Source organism: Shewanella sp. AC91-MNA-CIBAN-0169, assembly GCF_040310165.1.
Taxonomy (GTDB): Bacteria; Pseudomonadota; Gammaproteobacteria; order Enterobacterales; family Shewanellaceae; genus Shewanella.
Genome location: NZ_JBEOPM010000001.1, coordinates 1 through 20,086, shown reverse-complemented (window position 1 = coordinate 20,086; position 20,086 = coordinate 1). Strand labels below are relative to the sequence as shown.

The 20,086-nt window shown below is 41.4% G+C and carries 21 protein-coding genes; 17 read left to right on the top strand and 4 right to left on the bottom strand.

The window, feature by feature from the left end; genetic code table 11:
- From AAEY98_RS00105 to AAEY98_RS00070, 8 genes are all read left to right on the top strand, one after another.
- Complete coding sequence (locus AAEY98_RS00105; RefSeq protein WP_123884666.1) at positions 1-3,132, top strand: efflux RND transporter permease subunit; 3,132 nt, start codon at positions 1-3, stop codon at positions 3,130-3,132.
- A gap of 188 nt (positions 3,133-3,320) precedes the next feature.
- The gene (locus tag AAEY98_RS00100; protein WP_351014391.1) at positions 3,321-3,689 is read left to right on the top strand and encodes a hypothetical protein; all 369 of its coding nucleotides are present in this window, start codon (positions 3,321-3,323) and stop codon (positions 3,687-3,689) included.
- Between the two features lie 137 nt (positions 3,690-3,826).
- On the top strand, positions 3,827-4,342 hold the full coding sequence (locus tag AAEY98_RS00095; RefSeq protein WP_123884748.1) for a DUF411 domain-containing protein: 516 nt from the start codon (positions 3,827-3,829) through the stop codon (positions 4,340-4,342).
- The gene (locus AAEY98_RS00090; RefSeq protein WP_351014389.1) at positions 4,339-6,357 is read left to right on the top strand and encodes a copper resistance system multicopper oxidase; all 2,019 of its coding nucleotides are present in this window, start codon (positions 4,339-4,341) and stop codon (positions 6,355-6,357) included. The genes AAEY98_RS00095 and AAEY98_RS00090 overlap by 4 nt, the downstream gene beginning before the upstream one ends.
- 11 nt (positions 6,358-6,368) lie before the next feature.
- Entirely contained in the window at positions 6,369-7,082 is a 714-nt protein-coding gene (locus tag AAEY98_RS00085) for a copper resistance protein B (RefSeq protein WP_124018401.1), read from the top strand.
- A 114-nt stretch (positions 7,083-7,196) separates the two neighbouring features.
- Entirely contained in the window at positions 7,197-7,619 is a 423-nt protein-coding gene (locus tag AAEY98_RS00080; RefSeq protein ID WP_124018400.1) for a copper resistance CopC family protein, read from the top strand.
- 14 nt (positions 7,620-7,633) lie between these two features.
- Positions 7,634-8,530 carry a CopD family protein gene (locus AAEY98_RS00075; RefSeq protein ID WP_351014386.1) on the top strand — a complete coding sequence of 299 codons (897 nt, stop codon included), beginning with the start codon at positions 7,634-7,636 and terminating at the stop codon, positions 8,528-8,530.
- A gap of 75 nt (positions 8,531-8,605) precedes the next feature.
- Positions 8,606-9,049 (top strand): YybH family protein, encoded by a 444-nt coding sequence (locus AAEY98_RS00070; RefSeq protein ID WP_351014385.1) that lies wholly within the window; start codon positions 8,606-8,608, stop codon positions 9,047-9,049.
- A gap of 182 nt (positions 9,050-9,231) precedes the next feature.
- On the opposite strand, the gene AAEY98_RS00065 is transcribed toward AAEY98_RS00070, so the two are convergent.
- Complete coding sequence (locus AAEY98_RS00065; protein WP_124018398.1) at positions 9,232-9,783, bottom strand: CueP family metal-binding protein; 552 nt, start codon at positions 9,781-9,783, stop codon at positions 9,232-9,234.
- Positions 9,784-10,209: 426 nt separating this feature from the next.
- Here AAEY98_RS00065 and AAEY98_RS00060 point away from each other — a divergent pair, with 426 nt between their 5' ends.
- From AAEY98_RS00060 to AAEY98_RS00030, 7 genes are all read left to right on the top strand, one after another.
- Positions 10,210-11,391 (top strand): OprD family outer membrane porin, encoded by a 1,182-nt coding sequence (locus AAEY98_RS00060; protein WP_351014382.1) that lies wholly within the window; start codon positions 10,210-10,212, stop codon positions 11,389-11,391.
- Between the two features lie 581 nt (positions 11,392-11,972).
- Positions 11,973-12,380, top strand: a complete 408-nt coding sequence (merR, locus tag AAEY98_RS00055) for a mercury resistance transcriptional regulator MerR (protein WP_011638911.1) — start codon at positions 11,973-11,975, stop codon at positions 12,378-12,380.
- Positions 12,381-12,470: 90 nt separating this feature from the next.
- Entirely contained in the window at positions 12,471-12,818 is a 348-nt protein-coding gene (locus AAEY98_RS00050) for a mercuric transporter MerT family protein (RefSeq protein WP_011638910.1), read from the top strand.
- Between the two features lie 98 nt (positions 12,819-12,916).
- Positions 12,917-13,192 carry a mercury resistance system periplasmic binding protein MerP gene (gene merP / locus AAEY98_RS00045; RefSeq protein WP_041413222.1) on the top strand — a complete coding sequence of 92 codons (276 nt, stop codon included), beginning with the start codon at positions 12,917-12,919 and terminating at the stop codon, positions 13,190-13,192.
- Between the two features lie 10 nt (positions 13,193-13,202).
- A complete protein-coding gene (gene merC / locus AAEY98_RS00040) occupies positions 13,203-13,622 on the top strand; it encodes an organomercurial transporter MerC (protein WP_011638908.1) in 420 nt (139 codons plus the stop codon).
- Positions 13,623-13,656: 34 nt separating this feature from the next.
- A complete protein-coding gene (gene merA / locus AAEY98_RS00035; protein ID WP_011638907.1) occupies positions 13,657-15,315 on the top strand; it encodes a mercury(II) reductase in 1,659 nt (552 codons plus the stop codon).
- A gap of 194 nt (positions 15,316-15,509) precedes the next feature.
- Positions 15,510-15,665 carry a hypothetical protein gene (locus tag AAEY98_RS00030; RefSeq protein ID WP_207891339.1) on the top strand — a complete coding sequence of 52 codons (156 nt, stop codon included), beginning with the start codon at positions 15,510-15,512 and terminating at the stop codon, positions 15,663-15,665.
- 349 nt (positions 15,666-16,014) lie between these two features.
- On the opposite strand, the gene ltrA is transcribed toward AAEY98_RS00030, so the two are convergent.
- Positions 16,015-17,487 (bottom strand): group II intron reverse transcriptase/maturase, encoded by a 1,473-nt coding sequence (gene ltrA / locus AAEY98_RS00025; RefSeq protein ID WP_011638906.1) that lies wholly within the window; start codon positions 17,485-17,487, stop codon positions 16,015-16,017.
- A gap of 848 nt (positions 17,488-18,335) precedes the next feature.
- Here ltrA and AAEY98_RS00020 point away from each other — a divergent pair.
- Together AAEY98_RS00020 and AAEY98_RS00015 are read left to right on the top strand one after the other, a co-directional pair.
- Entirely contained in the window at positions 18,336-18,767 is a 432-nt protein-coding gene (locus AAEY98_RS00020) for a WapI family immunity protein (protein ID WP_011638905.1), read from the top strand.
- 154 nt (positions 18,768-18,921) lie between these two features.
- A complete protein-coding gene (locus AAEY98_RS00015) occupies positions 18,922-19,092 on the top strand; it encodes a hypothetical protein (RefSeq protein WP_165870202.1) in 171 nt (56 codons plus the stop codon).
- Positions 19,093-19,186: 94 nt separating this feature from the next.
- Here the strand turns inward: AAEY98_RS00015 and AAEY98_RS00010 are convergent, their stop codons facing one another.
- Entirely contained in the window at positions 19,187-19,609 is a 423-nt protein-coding gene (locus tag AAEY98_RS00010; protein ID WP_011638878.1) for an Xre family toxin-antitoxin system antitoxin, read from the bottom strand.
- 51 nt (positions 19,610-19,660) lie between these two features.
- Positions 19,661-19,927: a hypothetical protein gene (locus tag AAEY98_RS00005; RefSeq protein WP_011638879.1), complete on the bottom strand. Its 267-nt coding sequence runs from the start codon at positions 19,925-19,927 to the stop codon at positions 19,661-19,663.
- Positions 19,928-20,086: the final 159 nt, after the last annotated feature.

The following is a 20,086-nucleotide window of genomic DNA, read 5'->3' as shown; positions in this document are numbered from 1 at the left end:
ATGATTGAATCAATTATACGTTGGTCTGTTGCGAACAGATTTTTTGTCTTGCTTGCCAGTGCCATTCTCGTCGGCGCGGGTTTATTTTCTCTTAAAAATACCCCTATTGATGCTTTGCCTGATTTATCTGACGTTCAGGTAATCATTAAAACAAGTTATCCAGGTCAAGCCCCTCAAGTGGTTGAAGATCAAGTCACTTATCCATTGACGACGGCTATGCTGTCTGTGCCAGGAGCAGTAACGGTCAGGGGCTTCTCATTTTTTGGTGATTCATATGTCTATGTCATCTTCGATGAAGAAACCGATTTATATTGGGCTCGTAGTCGTGTGTTGGAGTACCTCAGTCAAGTCGTTTCAACGTTACCGGATAATGCAAAACCTCAATTAGGCCCTGATGCAACAGGAGTGGGCTGGGTATATTTATATGCACTCGTCGATAGAACAGGTAAGCACGATATTAGTGAGTTACGCAGTCTACAGGACTGGTTTTTAAAGTATGAATTACAAACTGTCCCAGGCGTGTCTGAAGTGAGTGCTCTAGGTGGGATGGTCAAACAGTATCAGATTAAGGTAGACCCTGATAAATTGCGTGCCTTTGGAATACCTTTAACGGCTATTCAAATGGCGATTAACCGCGGTAATCAAGAGATTGGTGCCTCAGTTGTCGAAATCGCTGAAGCAGAATATATGGTTCGCACAACAGGGTATCTTGAGAATAAGGAAGATATAGGCAATATCCCTTTAGGCGTTAACAATAATGGCACCCCATTACTGTTAAAAGATGTTGCGGATATAGGGACTGGACCGCAAATGCGCCGAGGTGTAGTCGATCTCAATGGTGAAGGTGAGACGGTTGGCGGCATTATTGTGATGCGATTTGGTGAAAATGCACAAAAGACTATTGATGGCGTTAAAGCTAAATTAGAGACATTGAAGAAAGGCCTTCCTGAGGGCGTGGAAGTTGTGACCGTTTACGATCGCAGTGGTTTGATTGAGAGAGCCGTATCAAACTTAGGGTTTAAACTGTTAGAGGAATTTTTAGTCGTTGCTTTAGTCTGTATGGTCTTTTTGGCGCATGTAAGATCTTCGCTTGTGGCGATCGTTAGTTTGCCTGTAGGGATTCTAAGCGCTTTTACTATCATGCACTTGCAGGGTTTAAATGCCAATATCATGTCTTTAGGTGGTATTGCTATTGCAATTGGTGCCATGGTCGATGGTGCCATTGTCATGATTGAAAATATGCATAAACATATGGAACGAACGCCATTGACGCCTGAAAACCGTTGGCAGATCGTTGCGCGATCTGCCAGCGAAGTTGGCCCTGCATTATTTTTTAGCCTACTGATTATTACTGTTAGTTTTTTACCGGTATTTACCCTCGAAGCACAGGAGGGTAGGATGTTTTCGCCACTTGCATTTACTAAAACTTACGCAATGGCTGCATCGGCAGCGTTAGCTATTACCTTAGTACCAGTGCTAATGGGATACTTTATTCGGGGAAAAGTGCTTCCTGAACACAAAAACCCCGTTAATCGATTGTTAACTGCTGTATATATGCCAGTGTTGAAAAAAGTACTGGCTTTCCCGAAGATAACCCTCCTATTTGCGTTATTTGTGTTGGCAATTGGTGTGTGGCCGCTAAATAAAATTGGTAGTGAGTTTATGCCTCCATTAGATGAAGGCGATCTAATGTATATGCCGACCACTTACCCTGGTATTTCTATTGGTAAAGCTCGCCAATTAGTGCAACAAATGGATAAGTTAATTTACACAGTACCCGAGGTTAAAACCGTATTTGGCAAGGTTGGCCGAGCAGACTCCGCAACGGATCCTGCACCTCTAACAATGGTGGAAACGTTTATTCAGCTTAAGCCCAAAAGTGAGTGGAGAGAAGGCCTGACGACTGAGAGTTTAAAACAAGAATTAGACTCATTAGTAAAGTTACCCGGTGTGACGAACGCATGGGTAATGCCAATTAAAACCCGAATTGACATGTTAGCGACAGGGATCAAAACGCCTGTAGGCATTAAAATTGCTGGCCCTAGTCTCAATGAAATTGAGCAAATAGGTAAACAATTAGAGGAAATCCTAAAAAATGTTGAAGGGACTGCGTCAGTTTATGCTGAGAGGGTTGCAGGTGGTCGATATATCAAAGTTGATATCCAAAGAGAAAATGCAGCCCGGTATGGTTTAAATATAGCGGATGTTCAACAAGTTGTGGCTACAGCGATCGGTGGTATGAATATTTCACAAACCGTTGAAGGCTTAGAACGATATCCAATTAATTTACGCTATCCTCAGGATTATCGAAATTCTCCTGAAGCATTAGCTTTATTGCCTATCGTCACTCCGCAAGGTTTGAGGATTTCTTTAGGGGATGTAGCGGATATCGTTATCGAAAATGGACCACCAGGCATTAAAAGTGAAAATGCTCGCCTTAATGGTTGGGCTTATATCGATATTGAAGATGTCGATATCGGTAGTTATGTTGAAATAGCCCAAAAAGTTGTGAATGATAAATTGGTATTACCTGCCGGTTACTCTATTACCTGGGCTGGTCAATATGAGTATATGGAAAGAGCTAAAGCGAAGCTTACTTACGTAGTACCATTTACTTTATTTATTATCATTATTTTATTGTTCATGAATTTCCGCAATGTTGTTGAAGTAGGAATTATTGTGGGTACATTGCCTTTTGCCATGGTGGGTAGTATCTGGTTAATGTATATACAAGGTTTCAATTTTTCAGTTGCTGTAGGGGTAGGTTTTATAGCATTGGCGGGTGTCGCTGTCGAAATTGGCGTCATTATGCTTGTCTATTTAAACCAAGCCTATAGAGAAGCGATTGATCATAGTTCACAGCAGCTAGAAAAATTTGATGAACTAAAGTTGACTCAATCTGTTATTCAAGGTGCAGGTATGCGCGTACGTCCTGTAATGATGACCGCAGCAGCAATCATAGCTGGATTATTACCTATCCTTTATGGTACTGGAACAGGTTCCGAGGTGATGAGTCGAATTGCTGCGCCAATGGTAGGCGGAATGGTCAGTGCAATAATACTGACACTATTAATTGTTCCTGTTGTGTTCTTTTTATGGCGTCGTACTCAATTGAGACATGAGGAACGATAGTGTTGAGTTGATTAAAAAAACGATGCAGATAAAACTATCTGCATCGTTATATTTTTATATTTAATTAATTTTAATTATAGTTATTAGAATGATATTCTAATAACAATCTAATATATTTTTAATAAAATATTCATTGCTAAACTAAGCTTTTCTTATTATCATTAATATCTAATCATTGGAGATATATTTTGCGTAGAGTCCATTTAATCATGATGTTTGTTTTACTGACGTTTGTCGGTCAAACTTTTGCGTCTGTGATTATGCCTGGTACTATGCCAATGAGTTCAATGACGACTTCAAATATGCCTGCTGAAAATGGCAAAGCATGTCATGACGCTAGTATGAAAATGAACATGAATATGAACGATGGTGCGGATGATAGTTGCTGCGCCCAAGCGTGCCATTGTCCTGTCGGCTCATGTTTATCAGTCGCTTTAACGATGGCAATGCCAACGCTTAAATCAGAAGTCAGCTTAGTTAATGCTGCAACAATGTTTACCTCAGCACTAATGCCTCAGTATTTTTCATCTTTATACCGTCCTCCAATATTTGCCTAACATAGGCACAGTTACGCCTTTTTTTTGCTAACTGTCCTAGCCAATCATGTAGTTTCAATTTTTTAACTTTTTCGGTTAATAAACTGACATTAAACCGCGTTGTTTAATGTGACGAAATTTGATTTGGAGGCAATATTATGTCTGCTCTATATCGCAATTCTATTCGTTTTTTTCGTGTCATAGGTACTATTTTTATTCTGCAAATTATGGGAGGGATGTTACCTGCCCATGCAGCGGAGCCCGGCACTACGGCGCCATTACTCACTGTTTATAAAGATGCCAATTGTGGCTGTTGTGAAAAATGGCTTACTCATATTAGTGAGCGTGGATTTAATGTTGATGCCCACAATATTAACAACCTTTATGAGTTTAAACAGTCAAAGGGTATTCCTGCTTCAATGCAATCTTGCCATACCGCAGTGTCATCTCAAGGTTATGTGTTTGAAGGGCATATCCCTGCAAAATTCATTAGTCGTTTTTTAGCCACCCCCCCTAAAGATGCTATCGGCCTAACCGTACCCGCTATGCCTGTGGGCAGCCCTGGTATGGAGTACCAAGATAAATTTATGCCATACCAAGTCTTACTGTTGAAAAATGATGGCAGTAGCCAGGTATACGCCCAAGTGAACTCGCTTGAGGAGTCTGTGCAATGAAATCGCAATACATGATAAAACCCATGATTCAAACGACAAACCGTGAACTCAACAACAGCCGACGCCGGTTTGTGTTTGGTGCATCCGCCATGTTGGCATTGATGTCGATCCCTTTCCCTAAAAATGCCTTTGCCAATGCGTTAAGCCAATCGTTGAGCCAGCTTTCTGGCAAAGTGTTTGACTTATCAATTGACTATAAAATGGTTAATTTTACCGGAAAATCTGCTCGGGCCACTGTGGTCAACCAATTACTGCCCGCGCCGTTATTACGTTGGAAAGAAGGTGAAACAGTCACCTTAAGAGTAAAAAATAATCTCGACCATGATAGCTCTATTCACTGGCACGGTATTATTTTACCCACCGAAATGGACGGTGTACCTGGCTTTAGCTTTGATGGCATTAAACCCGGTGAAACATTTGAGTATCAATTTACCGTCCAACAAAGTGGCACATATTGGTATCACAGTCATTCAGGCTATCAAGAACAAACCGGTTTATTCGGCGCTATTGTGATTGATCCTGCGACCCCCGATCCGGTCATATATGACCGTGACTATGTGATCATGCTGTCTGATTGGTCTGACGAAGCCCCTGAAAACATTTATGCCAAATTAAAGAAGCAAGCCGACTACTATAATTACCGTGAGCGTACGGTAATGGATTTTTTCTCTGACGTAGATAAAAATGGCTTAGCCAATACGTGGAACGCTCGTTCGATGTGGAATAACGCGCGCATGAGTGACAGAGACATATCTGATGTTACGGGTTCAACTTACACCTATTTAATGAATGGCAATCCTCCGCAACAGGGCTGGCAAGGGTTGTTTGAACAAGGTGAGAAGGTGCGCTTACGCTTTATAAATAGTTCTGCTATGACCATATTTGATGTGCGTATACCGGGTCTCAAAATGAGTGTTGTCGCCAGTGATGGTCAGAACATTCAACCGGTATCTGTGGATGAATTTCGAATCGGTGTTGCTGAAACCTATGATGTGGTTATTGAGCCAGAGGTTGATAATGCCTATTGTATTTTCGCTCAAAGTATTGACCGCACCGGCTTTACGGTAGGTAACCTTACCTCAGATGCCAGTTTACATGCTCCTATTCCCCCAATGGATCCAAGGCCAGTCCTTGGCCACAGTGATATGGGCATGGACATGAGTGATATGGATATGAGCGGTATGGATCATAGCAAAATGGACATGGGCGCTGGTGATATGTCAGGCATGGATCACAGCAAGATGGCTATGGGTGGCGGTGATATGTCAGGCATGGATCACAGCAAGATGGCTATGGACGGCGGTGATATGTCAGGCATGGATCATAGCAAGATGGCTATGGGCAGCGGTGATATGTCAGGCATGGATCACAGCAAGATGGCTATGGGTGGCGGTGATATGTCAGGCATGGATCACAGCAAAATGGCCATGGACGCTGCGAAAGCGACAGTCTCAGGACTAGGGCTTGCAGGCTTTGGCAGTAACAATGAAATTAAACACATTGACACCGAGTTCGGCCCACAAGTGGATATGCGTGCAGATGCGCCAAAAAGTGGTTTACACGATCCCGGGATTGGATTGCGTGACCATCAACAACAATTTAATCGCAAAGTATTAACTTATGGCGATATTAAAGGCTTACATCCTACCTACGACACGCGCCAACCTAGCCGCGAAATTCAACTGCATTTAACCGGCAATATGAACCGATATATGTGGTCTGTGAATGGGGTGAAATTTATGGACGCCGCGCCATTAGAGTTTGAATACGGAGAAAGACTGCGGATCACCTTAGTGAACGACACGATGATGACTCACCCTATGCATTTGCATGGTATGTGGAGTGAGTTAGAGACAGGCGACCCTGATTTTATTCCCCGTAAGCACACGGTATTAGTTCAGCCGGGTTCTAAGATCAGTTACTTAGTCACAGCAGATGCAAAAGGGCAATGGGCATATCATTGCCACTTGTTATTCCACATGCCAGGCATGTTCAGAAAAGTCGTGGTGAAATAAGGGGAATACAGATGAATAAAACGAATTTAGTGGCATTGGGACTGTTGAGTCTGAGCGCCTCATTGGCTAGCTCAGCTGTGTTTGCCGGCGGTAATGATGATCCACTATTAACAAAAGTCATGCTGGATCAATTTGAAAAAGGCGTGGATCCGCAAGATCCTACCCAGTTTAGTGCACAAGCCTGGTTAGGTTACGATTTGAATAAGTTGTGGCTTAAAACCGAAGGTGAATATTCAAATAGTGATAAGCAAGACCTTGAAATTCAGGCTCTTTACAGTAAGCCCATCGCACCATACTGGGATGTACAATTCGGTATTAAAACCGATATCAAACCGACGCCGAACCGTAATTGGGCTGTGATTGGGGTTCAAGGGTTAGCGCCATATTTCTTTGATATTGACGCTGCCTTATTCATCGGTGAACAAGGCCGTACGGCCATGCGTTTGAGTGCGGAATATGAACTGTTAATCACTCAAAAATTGATACTCACACCTGAAGTAGAAGTAAATTTATTTGGTAAGGACGATGCTGAACTTGGAATAGGCTCAGGCTTATCTGACGTCAGTGCAGGGCTGCGATTGAGATACGAGATTGTTCGAGAGTTCGCACCCTATATCGGTGTGGATTGGCGTCAGAAACTCGGTAATACCGCCGATTACGCCCGAAGTGAAGGGGAAGATACACAAGAAACCCAGTTTGTTATTGGTTTTAGAGCTTGGTTCTAAGACCTCGTTCGTACACTGAGTTATAAGCTTGGCGCCAAGATGTTAGCTAAGCCAATATTAATCATTTATGTAAACCGTTTTTCGATCGTTAAAAACAATATAAAAGGAAATATCATGAAATTATTTAACAACGTTTTAGTCGTAACAAGTCTATTCCTGAGTGCTTCAGCATTTGCTCATGTCGGACTGGGCAGTTCTATGCCCGCTAACGGTGCCATGCTAAGTCAAGCCCCAACAACGCTTGAACTGACCTTTACGGCTCCGGTACGTTTGGTCAAATTAACAATGCAAGATGAGAAGCAGCAAAGCGTACCGCTAACATTACCTTCAAGTGCGACCAGCCAAGCAGCATTTTCATTCGCTCTACCAGCATTAAGCGCAGCTAATTACACAGTTAACTGGATGATCATGGGTGACGACGGTCATAAGATGAAAGGCAACATGAGCTTTATGCTTCACGACTCTGGCATGAACACTCGCAGTGCACCGCCTATGACAATGGAGCATGAGACTAGCGAGCACACTGCACATCAATAAGTGGATGAGTAAACATGATATTAACCGTATTTGAAATATCGGTGTTGATATCTAAATGGGTTATCTATCTGAGTGTTGCCGCCGTTATTGGCGGCACATTGATGCAATATCTCATTAAGGGTCAACCGAACCTTGGTATTAGCGTTGCAAAATATACCGGCGTAGGTGCCGTTTTGGGGTTGATTGCCGTTAGTATCAATTATTTTGCTCAAGTAGGGGCTTTTGCTGAAAGTGGCTTGATGGGAATATTCGATGCGCAGATGCATGCTTTTCTGTGGCCAACCCAGGTAGGGCAAACGGTGCTTTGGCGCTTAATCGGTTTTGGGTTAATGCTAGTGGCTAGTGGTTTACTGTTACATAAGAACCGTTATATCAAAACGTTTTCTGCGGTATTAGCGATTCTCAGTTGTCTGTTAATTGCTGTCACGTTTACTTTTATTGGCCATAGCACTGAACTGGGATTGCTTGCTCAAGGCTTAATATTGATACACGTGTTGATCATTGGCAGTTGGATAGGCGCTTTTTATCCATTATGGAAATTATGCTGCACCGATGACCACATCGTCATAAAAAATGTCATGGATACATTTGGTCGTTTAGGCATAGTGATTGTCATTCTAGTGTTGCTTTCAGGCATGGGAATGGTGTGGATGTTGTTTGATAGTCCCACTGAATTAATCAGTTCCGATTATGGTATTGCGGTCACCATCAAGCTCTGTTTGGTGGCTATCATTTTGCTTATAGCAGCATGGCATAAATTGGTTTTAGTACCTAAATTAACGATTGCGAACACATTACTCGCAAAACAAAAACTACAAAAATCGATTGGATTAGAAGCATTAATAGCAGTACTGATATTAGCGACAACAGCGGTACTTTCGAGCGTGCTAGGTCCTATGAGCCTTGGATAATCACTATAAATTAACAGAGAGATAAAAATGAAAAATAGCCCTTTAACAATACTCATAACGACCGGGATATTACTGATGTCCGCAGGACAAAGCTCATTGAGCTTCGCCCATGGTGATGAAACTCACCCTATAGAACAAAAAGCGTTTATCGGTGTTGATTCCGCCGCGGGTAATGTCGTCAAACAATTTCATGCTGCATTACAAACGGGCAATGAGGCTATTGTTAGGCAGTCATTAGCAGCCAATGTGCAAATTTATGAAGGTGGAAAAGTAGAACGTTCACTTACGGATTATGCCAATCATCACATGCTTGCGGATATGGCCTACTTAAAAGGGTTAACCATAACGGCAAAAGAACACCAAATAACGATTACGGGTGACATTGCTATTTCAACGTCAATAAGTCACGCCCAAGGTGAATATAAAGGTAAAAGTATTGACTCAATGACCATGGAAACGCTTGTGTTAATTAAACAAGCGGATGGTCATTGGAAAATAACCCACGTGCACTGGTCGTAACTAATAAAAGTTTCATCAACCAGATAAGGGATTATCTTGAGCTTCTTTGTAGGTGCTCCCAAGAAAACCACAAAGACTCGGATCATGTTAATGCATGATATTTTATGGAAAAGGATTTCCATTTTTTTATATAAAAAAAGACCGGAATAACTCCAGTCTTATTTTGATTTTGCATTCAAATATTAACTTTCAATAAGTTGCATAGTAGTAATGCAAGTTCTATCGTTATTGAAAGTAGACAGTACCTCTCTCGCCACTCTTTCGCTTCCGTCTTTTGCTTTATGATAAATATTGAATGCTAAGTTTTTATCTTTTGGAACCCAAAAGTCTATAAATCCATCACGTTGTGTCGTCACTTTTTTGTCTATTAATGTTTCACCTGTATCAGTATCAATCATGACAACTTTCATTACTTGATTTTTTATCTCACCGGTACAACCTGTTAAAACATGATTAGTACATGGATGAGAGCTATTAATGTACGGAGCTATTGAAAGAAAGAATTGATCTTTTGGTATTGCTACAGAACTACTTTTACCATCTGAGAAAGTTGCAACTATTCTATTGGGTAAAACTTTTATCATTATCCCTTCATTATTTTTGTATAGTGTATGTGCTGTTGTAACAGCACTCTTATAGTCTAAGTTTTTAAACGTTTCTGAATTTATTGTTGTGGCATATGATTGACTTGAAAATGCAATTATAAGTCCTAATAGAATATTTTTTTTAATCATGATATGAATCTTCCTATGTTGTTTTTTGTGAGATAATATATTTTGTTTAAATGTGTTTATCTATTTTTATTGTAATGTTTGTAGTTTATTTTATATTGATCGAATTAACGTTATTGATATTAATTTAATATTTTTTGTTGTTTTAAATCTTTGCTTTAAGTGCTTTTTTATATTTCCTTCACCTAAGTTTTTAACTTTGGTTTTAAACCTATGTCTTATTTTAATTTGTTATTTTTGTGGGTTTAATATTTTTGTTGTGAAATAGATCACTGTTAAAAATGTTTTTATTTGTATTATTGATTGGGTTTGTAATTTATTTGTTTATCTTCGGTTTTTATTTTACTCAATATAGTTTCTTGTTTGTAACTTAACGTTAATAAGGTTTATATGTTTAAATATAATAAATATTTTTTGGTGCTATTAGCAATGAGTAATAATGCATTCTCTAATGGTGATATTGAAAGTTTTTCTGAATGGATACACAATGGTAATGTTGGAGGTACAGCGAAATCGTACTATTTCGAACAAGATTTTGACGATTCAAATGCAGAGAATAGCTCGATTTGGGTGAATGGTGGTAATGTTACTTTTAATACATCAGAGTTTAATGGGTTTAAATTGGGAGGAGAAGTACAGGGATCATACGTTAGTAACATCAATGATGATGATGATAGAACTGCGGGCAGTATAAACGCACAAGGTCTTGTATTATCAGAAGCTTTTTTGAAATATCAGTTTGGTGGCACGGTGTTTTCTGGAGGTAGACAACACTTTTCATCACCCTTGATCGCTAACTCAGGTTCAAGATTGATAAAAGAGTCTTTTGAAATGTATCAGGTATCTTCAAGTCATTTTGAGGATACTGATATTTCGATTGGTTATGTGACTAAATATCAGACTCGAACAGATAAATCATTTTATGTTGATAATGAATTTGTTGATTTTGATTATAATGGTTCTGGTTCCCCTGGCGACTTTTATAAGATAGGCAATGATGGCGTCTTTTACGCACAAGTTAATAAACGGATAGCTAAAAAAGTTAAAATTAACTCACAGTACGCAAATGTAATAAATGAAGTCCAAGCACTCTATGCGGATGTAGAATATACATTGCCAACTAACTTTAACAGTTATATTGCGGTGCAGTACTACAAAACTAAGTGGGATAAAAATGAACTAGTTGATAATGATCTTTTGGGCTTTAAAGTAGGTTTCAGCCAGGGGGGAGTAGATTTTTTCGCTGGTTATACATTAGCTGGAGGAAATGAAGGAGAAAATAGAGTTTTTAGAGGCATAGGTCAAGGAGCTTATTATCAGTTTACTGCAACTACTAAAACTGCGGGGGTTGCTGCATTTGAAGCGGGCACAAATTCGTATCAACTGGGGTTAGGTTCTACTATCTCTAATGTTAAAGGTAAATTATTTTATACATCTTTTGACAATCCCATAGTTGGAAAAGATTTAAATGAATGGACGGTTAATCTTGCATATCAATTTGATGGTAAACTAGCTAATTGCGGTATATCAGTTGATTTTTCAATCTTGGATTATGAAAATAATCAAAAAGATGCTACTGATTTAAGGACAAAGTTCTCTTATAGCTTTTAGCGGTTATAATTTATTAAAAACTTTATTTTTGGTAAAGGTTAATTCCCTATCAATGTTATTTTAATTGTAAATCCAGGCCGTCTTAAACTGCTTGGGTTTATAATTTCACATGATAAAATACCTCTAGATGATTAAAGTTGATCAAAAACTTGTCATTTGATAATTGTCTCAATATCCACTTTTACAAACAATCTCCAATAGAGTGTATTTTAGAACTAAGTAAATTAAATCACAAACCGACGGATATTTTATAACTATTTTACATCACTAGCAGTAGTGGCTAAGAAATATCGGCTGCTACTTTATAAGACTACTGTAGAGGTTAAATTACGTTTGTAACTCAAACTTGTTTTTGCCCCAAAGCGTGTTTCGGGTACTACTTTAATCCATAAGTAATTCTAATACGAATAAGCCCCGCAATGGCGGTGAGCCTCATAAATTACTGGATTCTTGCCACTAAATTCAAGTCAGAATTATGGAGTTCAGCATCGTTTATACTTCTTGTGTAGTGGCATAGTAGATTTGGCCACCTAATAAGAAATGTTATGATCCCATTCATAATAGTAATCAAAGGAAGAGGTATGACTTCTGTCTCACTTGAAAAGAAAAGAACCATCAGTAAGCTGGCCAATGAGCTTGGTATCAATATTGAGACGGTGCGTTTTTATGAACGACGAGGAATGATCGAGCAACCACTGAAGCCAGACCTGGGTTACCGTCATTACCCAAATGAAACGGTGAACCGTATTCGCTTTATCAAACGAGCCAAGGAGTTGGGATTTACGCTGGAGGAAATTGCTAATCTATTGAGCCTAGAGGATCGCCCATGCAGTCAAGTCCAAGAGCTTGCCGAGCATAAACTTGGCGCCGTCAGAGAAAAAATGGTTGATTTACGACGCTTGGAAACCGCGCTTAATACACTGTTGCTACAGTGCCATAACAATGAAGATGACAGCCATTGCCCCATTATCGATTCCTTGCAACCCTGATCGACTCTACCCACAGATAAATATGCTTGACTCCGTACATAGGTACGGCACTTACACTTACTCCATACATTGAAAACTGAGGAGTAAGACGTGTCCCCAAAAGATCCTAATCTGCCCATTATTGGTGGCATTGTTGCCGCCGTCGGCGCTGGCCTGTGTTGCGCTGGACCTTTCATATTGCTGTTGCTGGGAGTCAGTGGCTCCTGGATTGGTAACCTGACCTTATTAGAACCCTATCGTCCTATTTTCATTGTTGTGGTATTGGCTCTGTTTGCTGTCGCCGGTCGAAACGTTTATCGCCCAATGGAAGCATGTGATCCAGGAACCGCCTGCGCCGTGCCGCAAGTGCGCAAGCGTCGACAGGTCATTTTTTGGTTAACGGCACTCGCAGCGCTAGTGCTAGTGACCAGCAATTACTGGATTGTCTGGTTTGCCTAAGTGCAGCACCAAGGATTTGGCGTTAACCAATTGAAGATTAATGACAGAACACAGCGATTCATAGCACTTACACTTTTAACTAACACTTGGAGAATACAATGAAAAAAGTCACGTTATTAACCCTTATGGCACTCACCAGTTTGACTGCTGCTGCCAAACCACAAACTGTGACCTTAGACGTGCCGACCATGAACTGCGTTACCTGTCCTTTTACGGTGAAAAAATCGCTGCAAAATGTTGCAGGCGTCAGCGAGGCCGATGTCACCTTTGAGACCAAGGTGGCAATTGTGACCTTTGATGATGAGAAAACCACGGTCAAAGCGTTAATCGATGCGACCACCAACGCAGGTTACCCGTCAACTATCAAACAATAGGAAGAAGGCTATGACCAATTTATTCAATATGCTGACACGCATCGGTGATAAAGCGGGCTCCTTGGGTGCTGTTATCTCTGCTATGGGCTGCGCCATGTGTTTCCCGGCGATTGCCAGTTTGGGCGCAGCGATTGGATTAGGCTTTCTCAGCCAATGGGAAGGCCTGTTCGTCAACACCTTATTGCCCCTATTCGCTTGGATTGCCTTAGTGCTTAACGGACTGGGCTGGTTCAGCCATAGGCAGTGGCATCGCAGTGCTCTGGGTATGTTCGGCCCAGCGCTACTCTTGTTATCACTCTACCCCTTGTTTCAATATGGCTGGAGTGCTTATGTGACCTATTCGGCGCTCGCGCTGATGGTGGCCGTTTCTGTATGGGACATTTTTTCACCCGCTAATAAGCGCTGCGACGATGAAAGTTGTGCCGTTTAAGCCAATGATTATTTACCTTAGTTGAGGAAAGAAAATGATTTTATTATCCATACGCTTATCCATACAAGGGATGAGCTGCCCAAGCTCCGTCGAACACATTAAAGAGGCGCTCGATGCCGTTGAAGGCGTCATTAAAACTGAGGTGTCTTATGCAAAAGCCCTAGCTGTGATCACCACAAGAGATGGTGTCAATGTAGCAGAACTGATCCTAGCGATTAATGCCTTAGGCTACGTTGCAACAGAGCTTAAAGACACGACAAGGTGTGGCGACACTGACCAGCAAGAAGACATTAGCCCTCAGCAACGGGTCGCCATCATAGGCAGCGGTTCTGGCGCTTTTGCCTGCGCCATCAAGGCAGCGGAGCGTGGCGCACAGGTTACCATTATTGAAGCAAGCGAGGTGATCGGCGGCTGTTGTGTCAATGTTGGCTGTGTGCCGTCCAAAATTTTAATTCGAGCGGCGCAATTGGCTCAGCAACAGCGAAGCAACCCGTTTGCAGGACTGGAAAATCATGCCCCAGAACTGAGTCGAGCGCGCTTATCCGAGCAGCAGACCGCGCGGGTGGAAGAATTGCGGGCAGCCAAATACCAGAATATTCTAGACAATAATCCCGCACTGAGTTTAATTAAAGGGTTTGCACGATTTAACGATGCCAATACCTTAATCATCCGTAAAGTCGATGGTTCAGAGCTAGTGCTGCATGCCGATAAAATATTAATTGCCACCGGTTCGACGCCGACGATCCCGCCGATTGATGGTCTTGCCGGCACCCCTTACTGGACATCCACAGAAGCATTATTTGCCAAAGCGCTGCCACAACATCTGATCGTGATTGGCTCCTCTGTGGTCGCGTTGGAGATAGCACAAGCTTATCGCCGCTTAGGTAGCGAGGTGACGGTATTGGCGCGGCATTCATTACTGTATGCAGAAGACCCCTTGCTAGGTGAGAAACTTAGCGAATGTTTTGAAAAAGAAGGCATTAACGTGTTGAATCACACTCAGGCGGCAAGCGTTTCATATCAAGGAGAACAATTTACGCTGGAAACCAATGCGGGAACGTTAATTGGTGATCAACTGTTGATCAGTACCGGGCGTAATGCCAATACCAGCCAACTTAATCTTGCCGCAATCGGTGTTAAAACCAACCAGGGCGGTGAGGTTATCGTCAATGAACGAATGGAGACCAATATTTCCGGCATTTATGCCGCCGGAGACTGTTCCAATATGCCGCAATTTGTCTATGTTGCTGCCGCAGCTGGCAGTCGTGCTGCTGTGAATATGATAGGTGGCGACGCCAAACTGGATCTCACCACTATGCCCGCGGTGATTTTTACCGATCCGCAAGTCGCCACTGTGGGTTTAACCGAAGTACAGGCCAAGGCGCAAGATATTGAGACGGACAGTCGAGTCTTGGGCATGGAAAATGTGCCACGAGCCCTGGCCAACTTCGAGACCGACGGCTTCATTAAATTAGTGGCAGAAAAGAAAACCGGTCGAATTATCGGAGCGCAAATATTGGCGCATGAAGGCGGTGAAATAATTCAGAGTGCAGCATTGGCCATTCGCAATCGCATGACAGTCACTGAGCTAGCGGATCAACTCTTCCCCTACCTGACCATGGTGGAAGGACTAAAACTCTGCGCGCAGACCTTTAACAAGGATGTTAAAGCACTCTCCTGCTGCGCCGGGTAAAGAATCACTGATTGATGTGGTGTTCTATATGATATGAATTTGAAATCAAACAAGAACAGTCGAAGGTCGGTGGTACTAAATGCCACCGAGACTTAGCTTTTTTGTTCAGAAATGAGCCTAGACGTGTAATTTATTTGTATCCCAATCCTACTAACTATGACCATTATGACCAGTCAACCAAAAAGGAGGTCATCATGGTCATACTAAACCGTGGACAACGAAGTGGTGTCAAAAAGCCTTTCAGGCTTGAAGAAATTTGGCGTATTCGCACGAGACTAGAGATTGAGGAGAACTTGATGCAGTTAGCACTATTCAATCTGGCTATTGATAGCAAACTTAGGGCCAATTAAGCTTGACCACTACACTTACTATCTTTGAAAGTATGCGATGTTTCTTCCCAAGACAGGATATTTAATCGAGTTAAGCATATCCAGAAGAAGACTGATATTGAAGTTCAATTTGAAATTATAGCCAGAACCCAACAAAGTTTGATGAAATGGATCTTACTTGCTTCGTTAAGCGCAAGCGATTTTATTTTTTCTAGCCCTAGATTGAAACAACAGTCGATTAGCTACTCGTACTATAGACGTCGGGTAGACGACACTTGTTGCCAAGTGCCGCCCCCCTAAGAACCCAGCGTGCAACTTTCACTGCACTAGGCTCAAGCCTCCACAAAGGTATCGTTTGATACCCAGCAACTTATAAAGCAGTGAGAGCAGGTTCATTCCAAGCGTTACGAGCTTGCCTTTTCGATTTTCTCCTAGCCAAGTATTCTTGGTATTGAGGATCGAATGGTATAGCCGCACTTCGAATTTTCACATGCCTCTCAATAGGCACTTTGGCTATTTGGAATAGATTGAATTGGCAATCCATATCCTTGACCTTCTGCCAACCGTGAAATTGCCATTGGCCTTTTCGGTTGATGAAGTATTTAAGGGCTACCCAAGTCTTAGACTTTGTTGGGTGACGCCTTACTGCCCAGTGCCATAACGAATAGAATAGTTTGTGCCCAACATACCCGAATACTTGTTTAGCAACACAATGACGATAATAATTCGCCCACCCCCTTAGTTTCGGATTTATCAGTTTGATAAGGTCGTTAACAGGGATGGTTGCGTGCTTTTTGATGAGTTCGCGCAGGTTACTCAAGAACAACAGCGTGTTGGATTTACTCGGTTTAATGAGCAATTTTCCTTTGTACTTCCTATGATTGAACCCTAAGAAGTCAAAACCCTTGTTGATGTGGGTAATGTGCGTTTTCTCTTCGGAGAGTGTTAAGCCTCTTTCCGCCAAGAAGTCAGCGATCAACGGTTTGATATCGTTCTCGAGCACTTCCTTTGAAGCGCAGGTGACGACGAAATCGTCGGCGTATCCAATAAAGTTGGCTCTAGCACCCTTTTTGAGTGCTGTAGACTTTATGCGCTGTTCAAGTCCAGCAAGAGTCATTAGCATCAAGGTTGGGGATATAACCCCTCCTTGTGGCGTGCCCTCATCAGTACGATAAAACAACCCTTTATCCATAAAACCAGACTTTAACCATTGTTCCAACATTCGTTTATCTATGGCGATGTTATCAACAAGCCATTGATGCCCGATTTTGTCGAAGCAGGATTTGATATCTCCCTCAAGAACCCATTGCGCTGATCTCTTTAGAGCCAAGCATTTGAAGCACTGATCGACTGCGTCGGCAGTGCTACGATTTGGTCTAAATCCATAGCTGTTTGGGTCAGCAAGCGTCTCCGATATAGGCTCTAATGCAAGAAGGTGGAGCGCTTGTTGTGCTCTGTCTATCATGCTTGGGATACCAAGAGGTCTAAGTTTGCCATTCTTTTTGGGGATATAGATACGCTTGAGTGGTTTGGCTTGATATGCCTTCCTGCTCAATTGATTTACTGCTTTCATGCGGCGTGCATCCGTGTTCCAGATGACACCATCTATTCCAGGCGTTCTACTGCCTTTGTTTTTTGATACTCGTTTAACAGCAAGAAGTTTTGCTGAACGCGAGTGAGTCAGTATCCATTGCAACGCTTTCGCCTTACCGTGTTTACCTTCTCGTGTTGCCTTTGCAATACGCATCTGAAGCTTTAATACATGCGGTTCAACGGATTTCCAGTCTATGGACTGCCATTGTTCGCCGTCAGGAGAGGCACTAATCTCTGTTGAAATCATCATTTGCGTTTCTCCTTGAATAAAGTTCTTCACATTATCTTGCAACGGGAGACCAGTCGGAAGTGGGCTCACTTTCGTGACCAGACACAAGTCTGTATCTGCATCGTTACAATGCAGCCTTTGCTTTTTCCAACCTCCTATACCTGCACCGCTATCGGCCATATCGGCTTTCCCAAAGGGAGCAATACAGGCTTACCGTGTTCCGTATGTCGCGCAATGTCAGGGTAGATGCCCGCTATAGTGCGAAGAGTTATATTGACCACGAAAGAGCATGGGGCAATCTCTTTCCAACTCTCATTGCCTTTTGGCCACAGCGTATAAACCACTTCCGCTGTTTCATCGTATAACGCACCTTACGCGGATTTACATATGTTCATCATACTGACTACCTAGCACTCACCCAATTTGTGGTTATCAGGAGGATCGTTCTCTCACGATTCAGATCCCGATTGGTCTATAACCAATCTTCATTACATTGTCAGAGCCGCTACTTTATTCAGGCTCCTAGGTTCATCTGGTGATACAGATGGTTCACTCAAAAGCGGTGAACAGCGCTTCATACGACCTCACGTCGCACGCCCCATTACGTGTCAGTAAGGTATATCTGGGAAAACTCATAAACGGGCAATATAAAAGCTAAAATATCGAAAACCTTTCTTAAAAGATGTAATCAGAAAAGGTGATTAGATACAAAGCTGTACAAAAAACAAGTACCGTAAAAAAGCAAATTCCTATAGCATAAAACATACCGATTAATATGGATGTGGCATAGGCCAAGTCCAACAAGCGATTTATGCCTTGCAAATAGCGCAACGTATAAATACTAAAACGTTATAAAGCACAAGGAACGTATGAGTTTATCCATCGGTTGTTCTCCAAATGAGCAAGTTGAGATCACTGTAGAACAGTACCAACATTCTCCAAGCAGTGAGTCTTTTGATGATAACTGGCTTATTTGCTCTGTTAGTGTTTCATTTGGAAGCTTCAGTGGTAAATTTTCTGCCAGTTTTCAAACCTATGATTTCGTTAAGTTCTCTAAAGAAATACAAAAGCTCTATGTTTGCCTAAAAGGTACAGCTACATTCGACAGTCTTGAGGGGCAGCTTGAAATCAAGCTAATCGGGAATGGAAGAGGTGGAATTGAATTAGAGGGTAATTGCATGGACAGTGTTGGTGTTGGAAATGAACTTAAGTTCTCTACAGGATTTGATCAAACCTATCTCCAATCTATTATCGAAGATCTAGATGAGATTTTAGAAGGCTTTCCCGTACGAGCTTTATAACAAGAGACTATGGCGTTAACCTAAATTCACCATACTTATCATAATGCGAATAGTGAGTGTTAGAGCTTGGGCACTAACAAGCTTCTGTCCAAAAACGGTTTAGTAAATGGCCCATTTATACCTATAATACAAATTTTGTAAGAGGAGTTCCTTTGTGAAAAAACATGGCTCAGCAAAAGGTATTTTAAAGGATATTAAAATAGACGGTTCTTTAAATGATGATGAATCTTTGCTATTTGCTATAGATGAAGATTGTGAAATAGCTGAAATAGTTCATCGGCGACGTGATCAAGAAGAAATCGAAATTGGGATTGATGACTTGTAATAGTCTTTAATGAAAACTAACTGTCCATAACTAATTTCTTGATGAATTTATCTAAAGTTCCAATAGAGATTGTTTGCATCCTAACTAATTTTTTTCATGTTGTCATTCCATGAGAGAGTTTATTTAGTTCTTCTGAAACAAGTTTAATACCCATTACTGTATCAAGATAATTCAGCGGGGTTTCATTGTATAATTGGAGGTTTGGAGTGTTTAACCATTTCAAAGCGGCTGCATTATTACCGTGATATTGCTCGGCTTGAGCTAAAACTTCAATAATCATTAACATACGTTCGCTCTGATTCGGGGATAGTCGACAAACAAATTTTAAACTTGTGCTACCTGAAGCTTTTCCTATCAGCAAGATTACATGCTTTTTATTCAATCCCATTAATCTTGCTGCTTCATCCAGCATTGCTTCAGGTAAACCTATTTTGAGAAACTGAATAATGTTAAGTAATGAATCATCCTTAAAATCAAAGTCTTTGCCACCAAGTATATAGAAAGCTTTCTGATACATAGATTGTCCTAAACAATTTTTTTGATAAATACATTTGATTCTGTAACGATATCAAGTTGCTTTTACTGAACTCACCGTAAAAGTAACTTGTTGCGGCTTGCCCTGCAACGACCTTGTAAATATAGGTTTAGAAACTACAGGTGAGTAGTGATGATCAACTTTTTCGCATTCATCTATGTGTTGAATTAATGCTTTGATCGCATTTTTATATTGTTCAGGAACTCTCATCACTATCGTTTTTTCATATCTAGTCTTGCGGCCAGCACCTTTACGTACACCACCATGCGCCCCTTTATGAGCATCACTTTTATCTGCCATACTTAGAACCTCTTGATTACGTAACGATATCAAGGTAGCTTGATTTGGTTACATAATCAAATAAAACGTTACAAGTTTGGGCTAATCCCCCCTAAAAATAGTAGATTTCAAAAGTAGAATTTTCTCGTAATATATACGCAGGGAGATTCTGCATGAAAA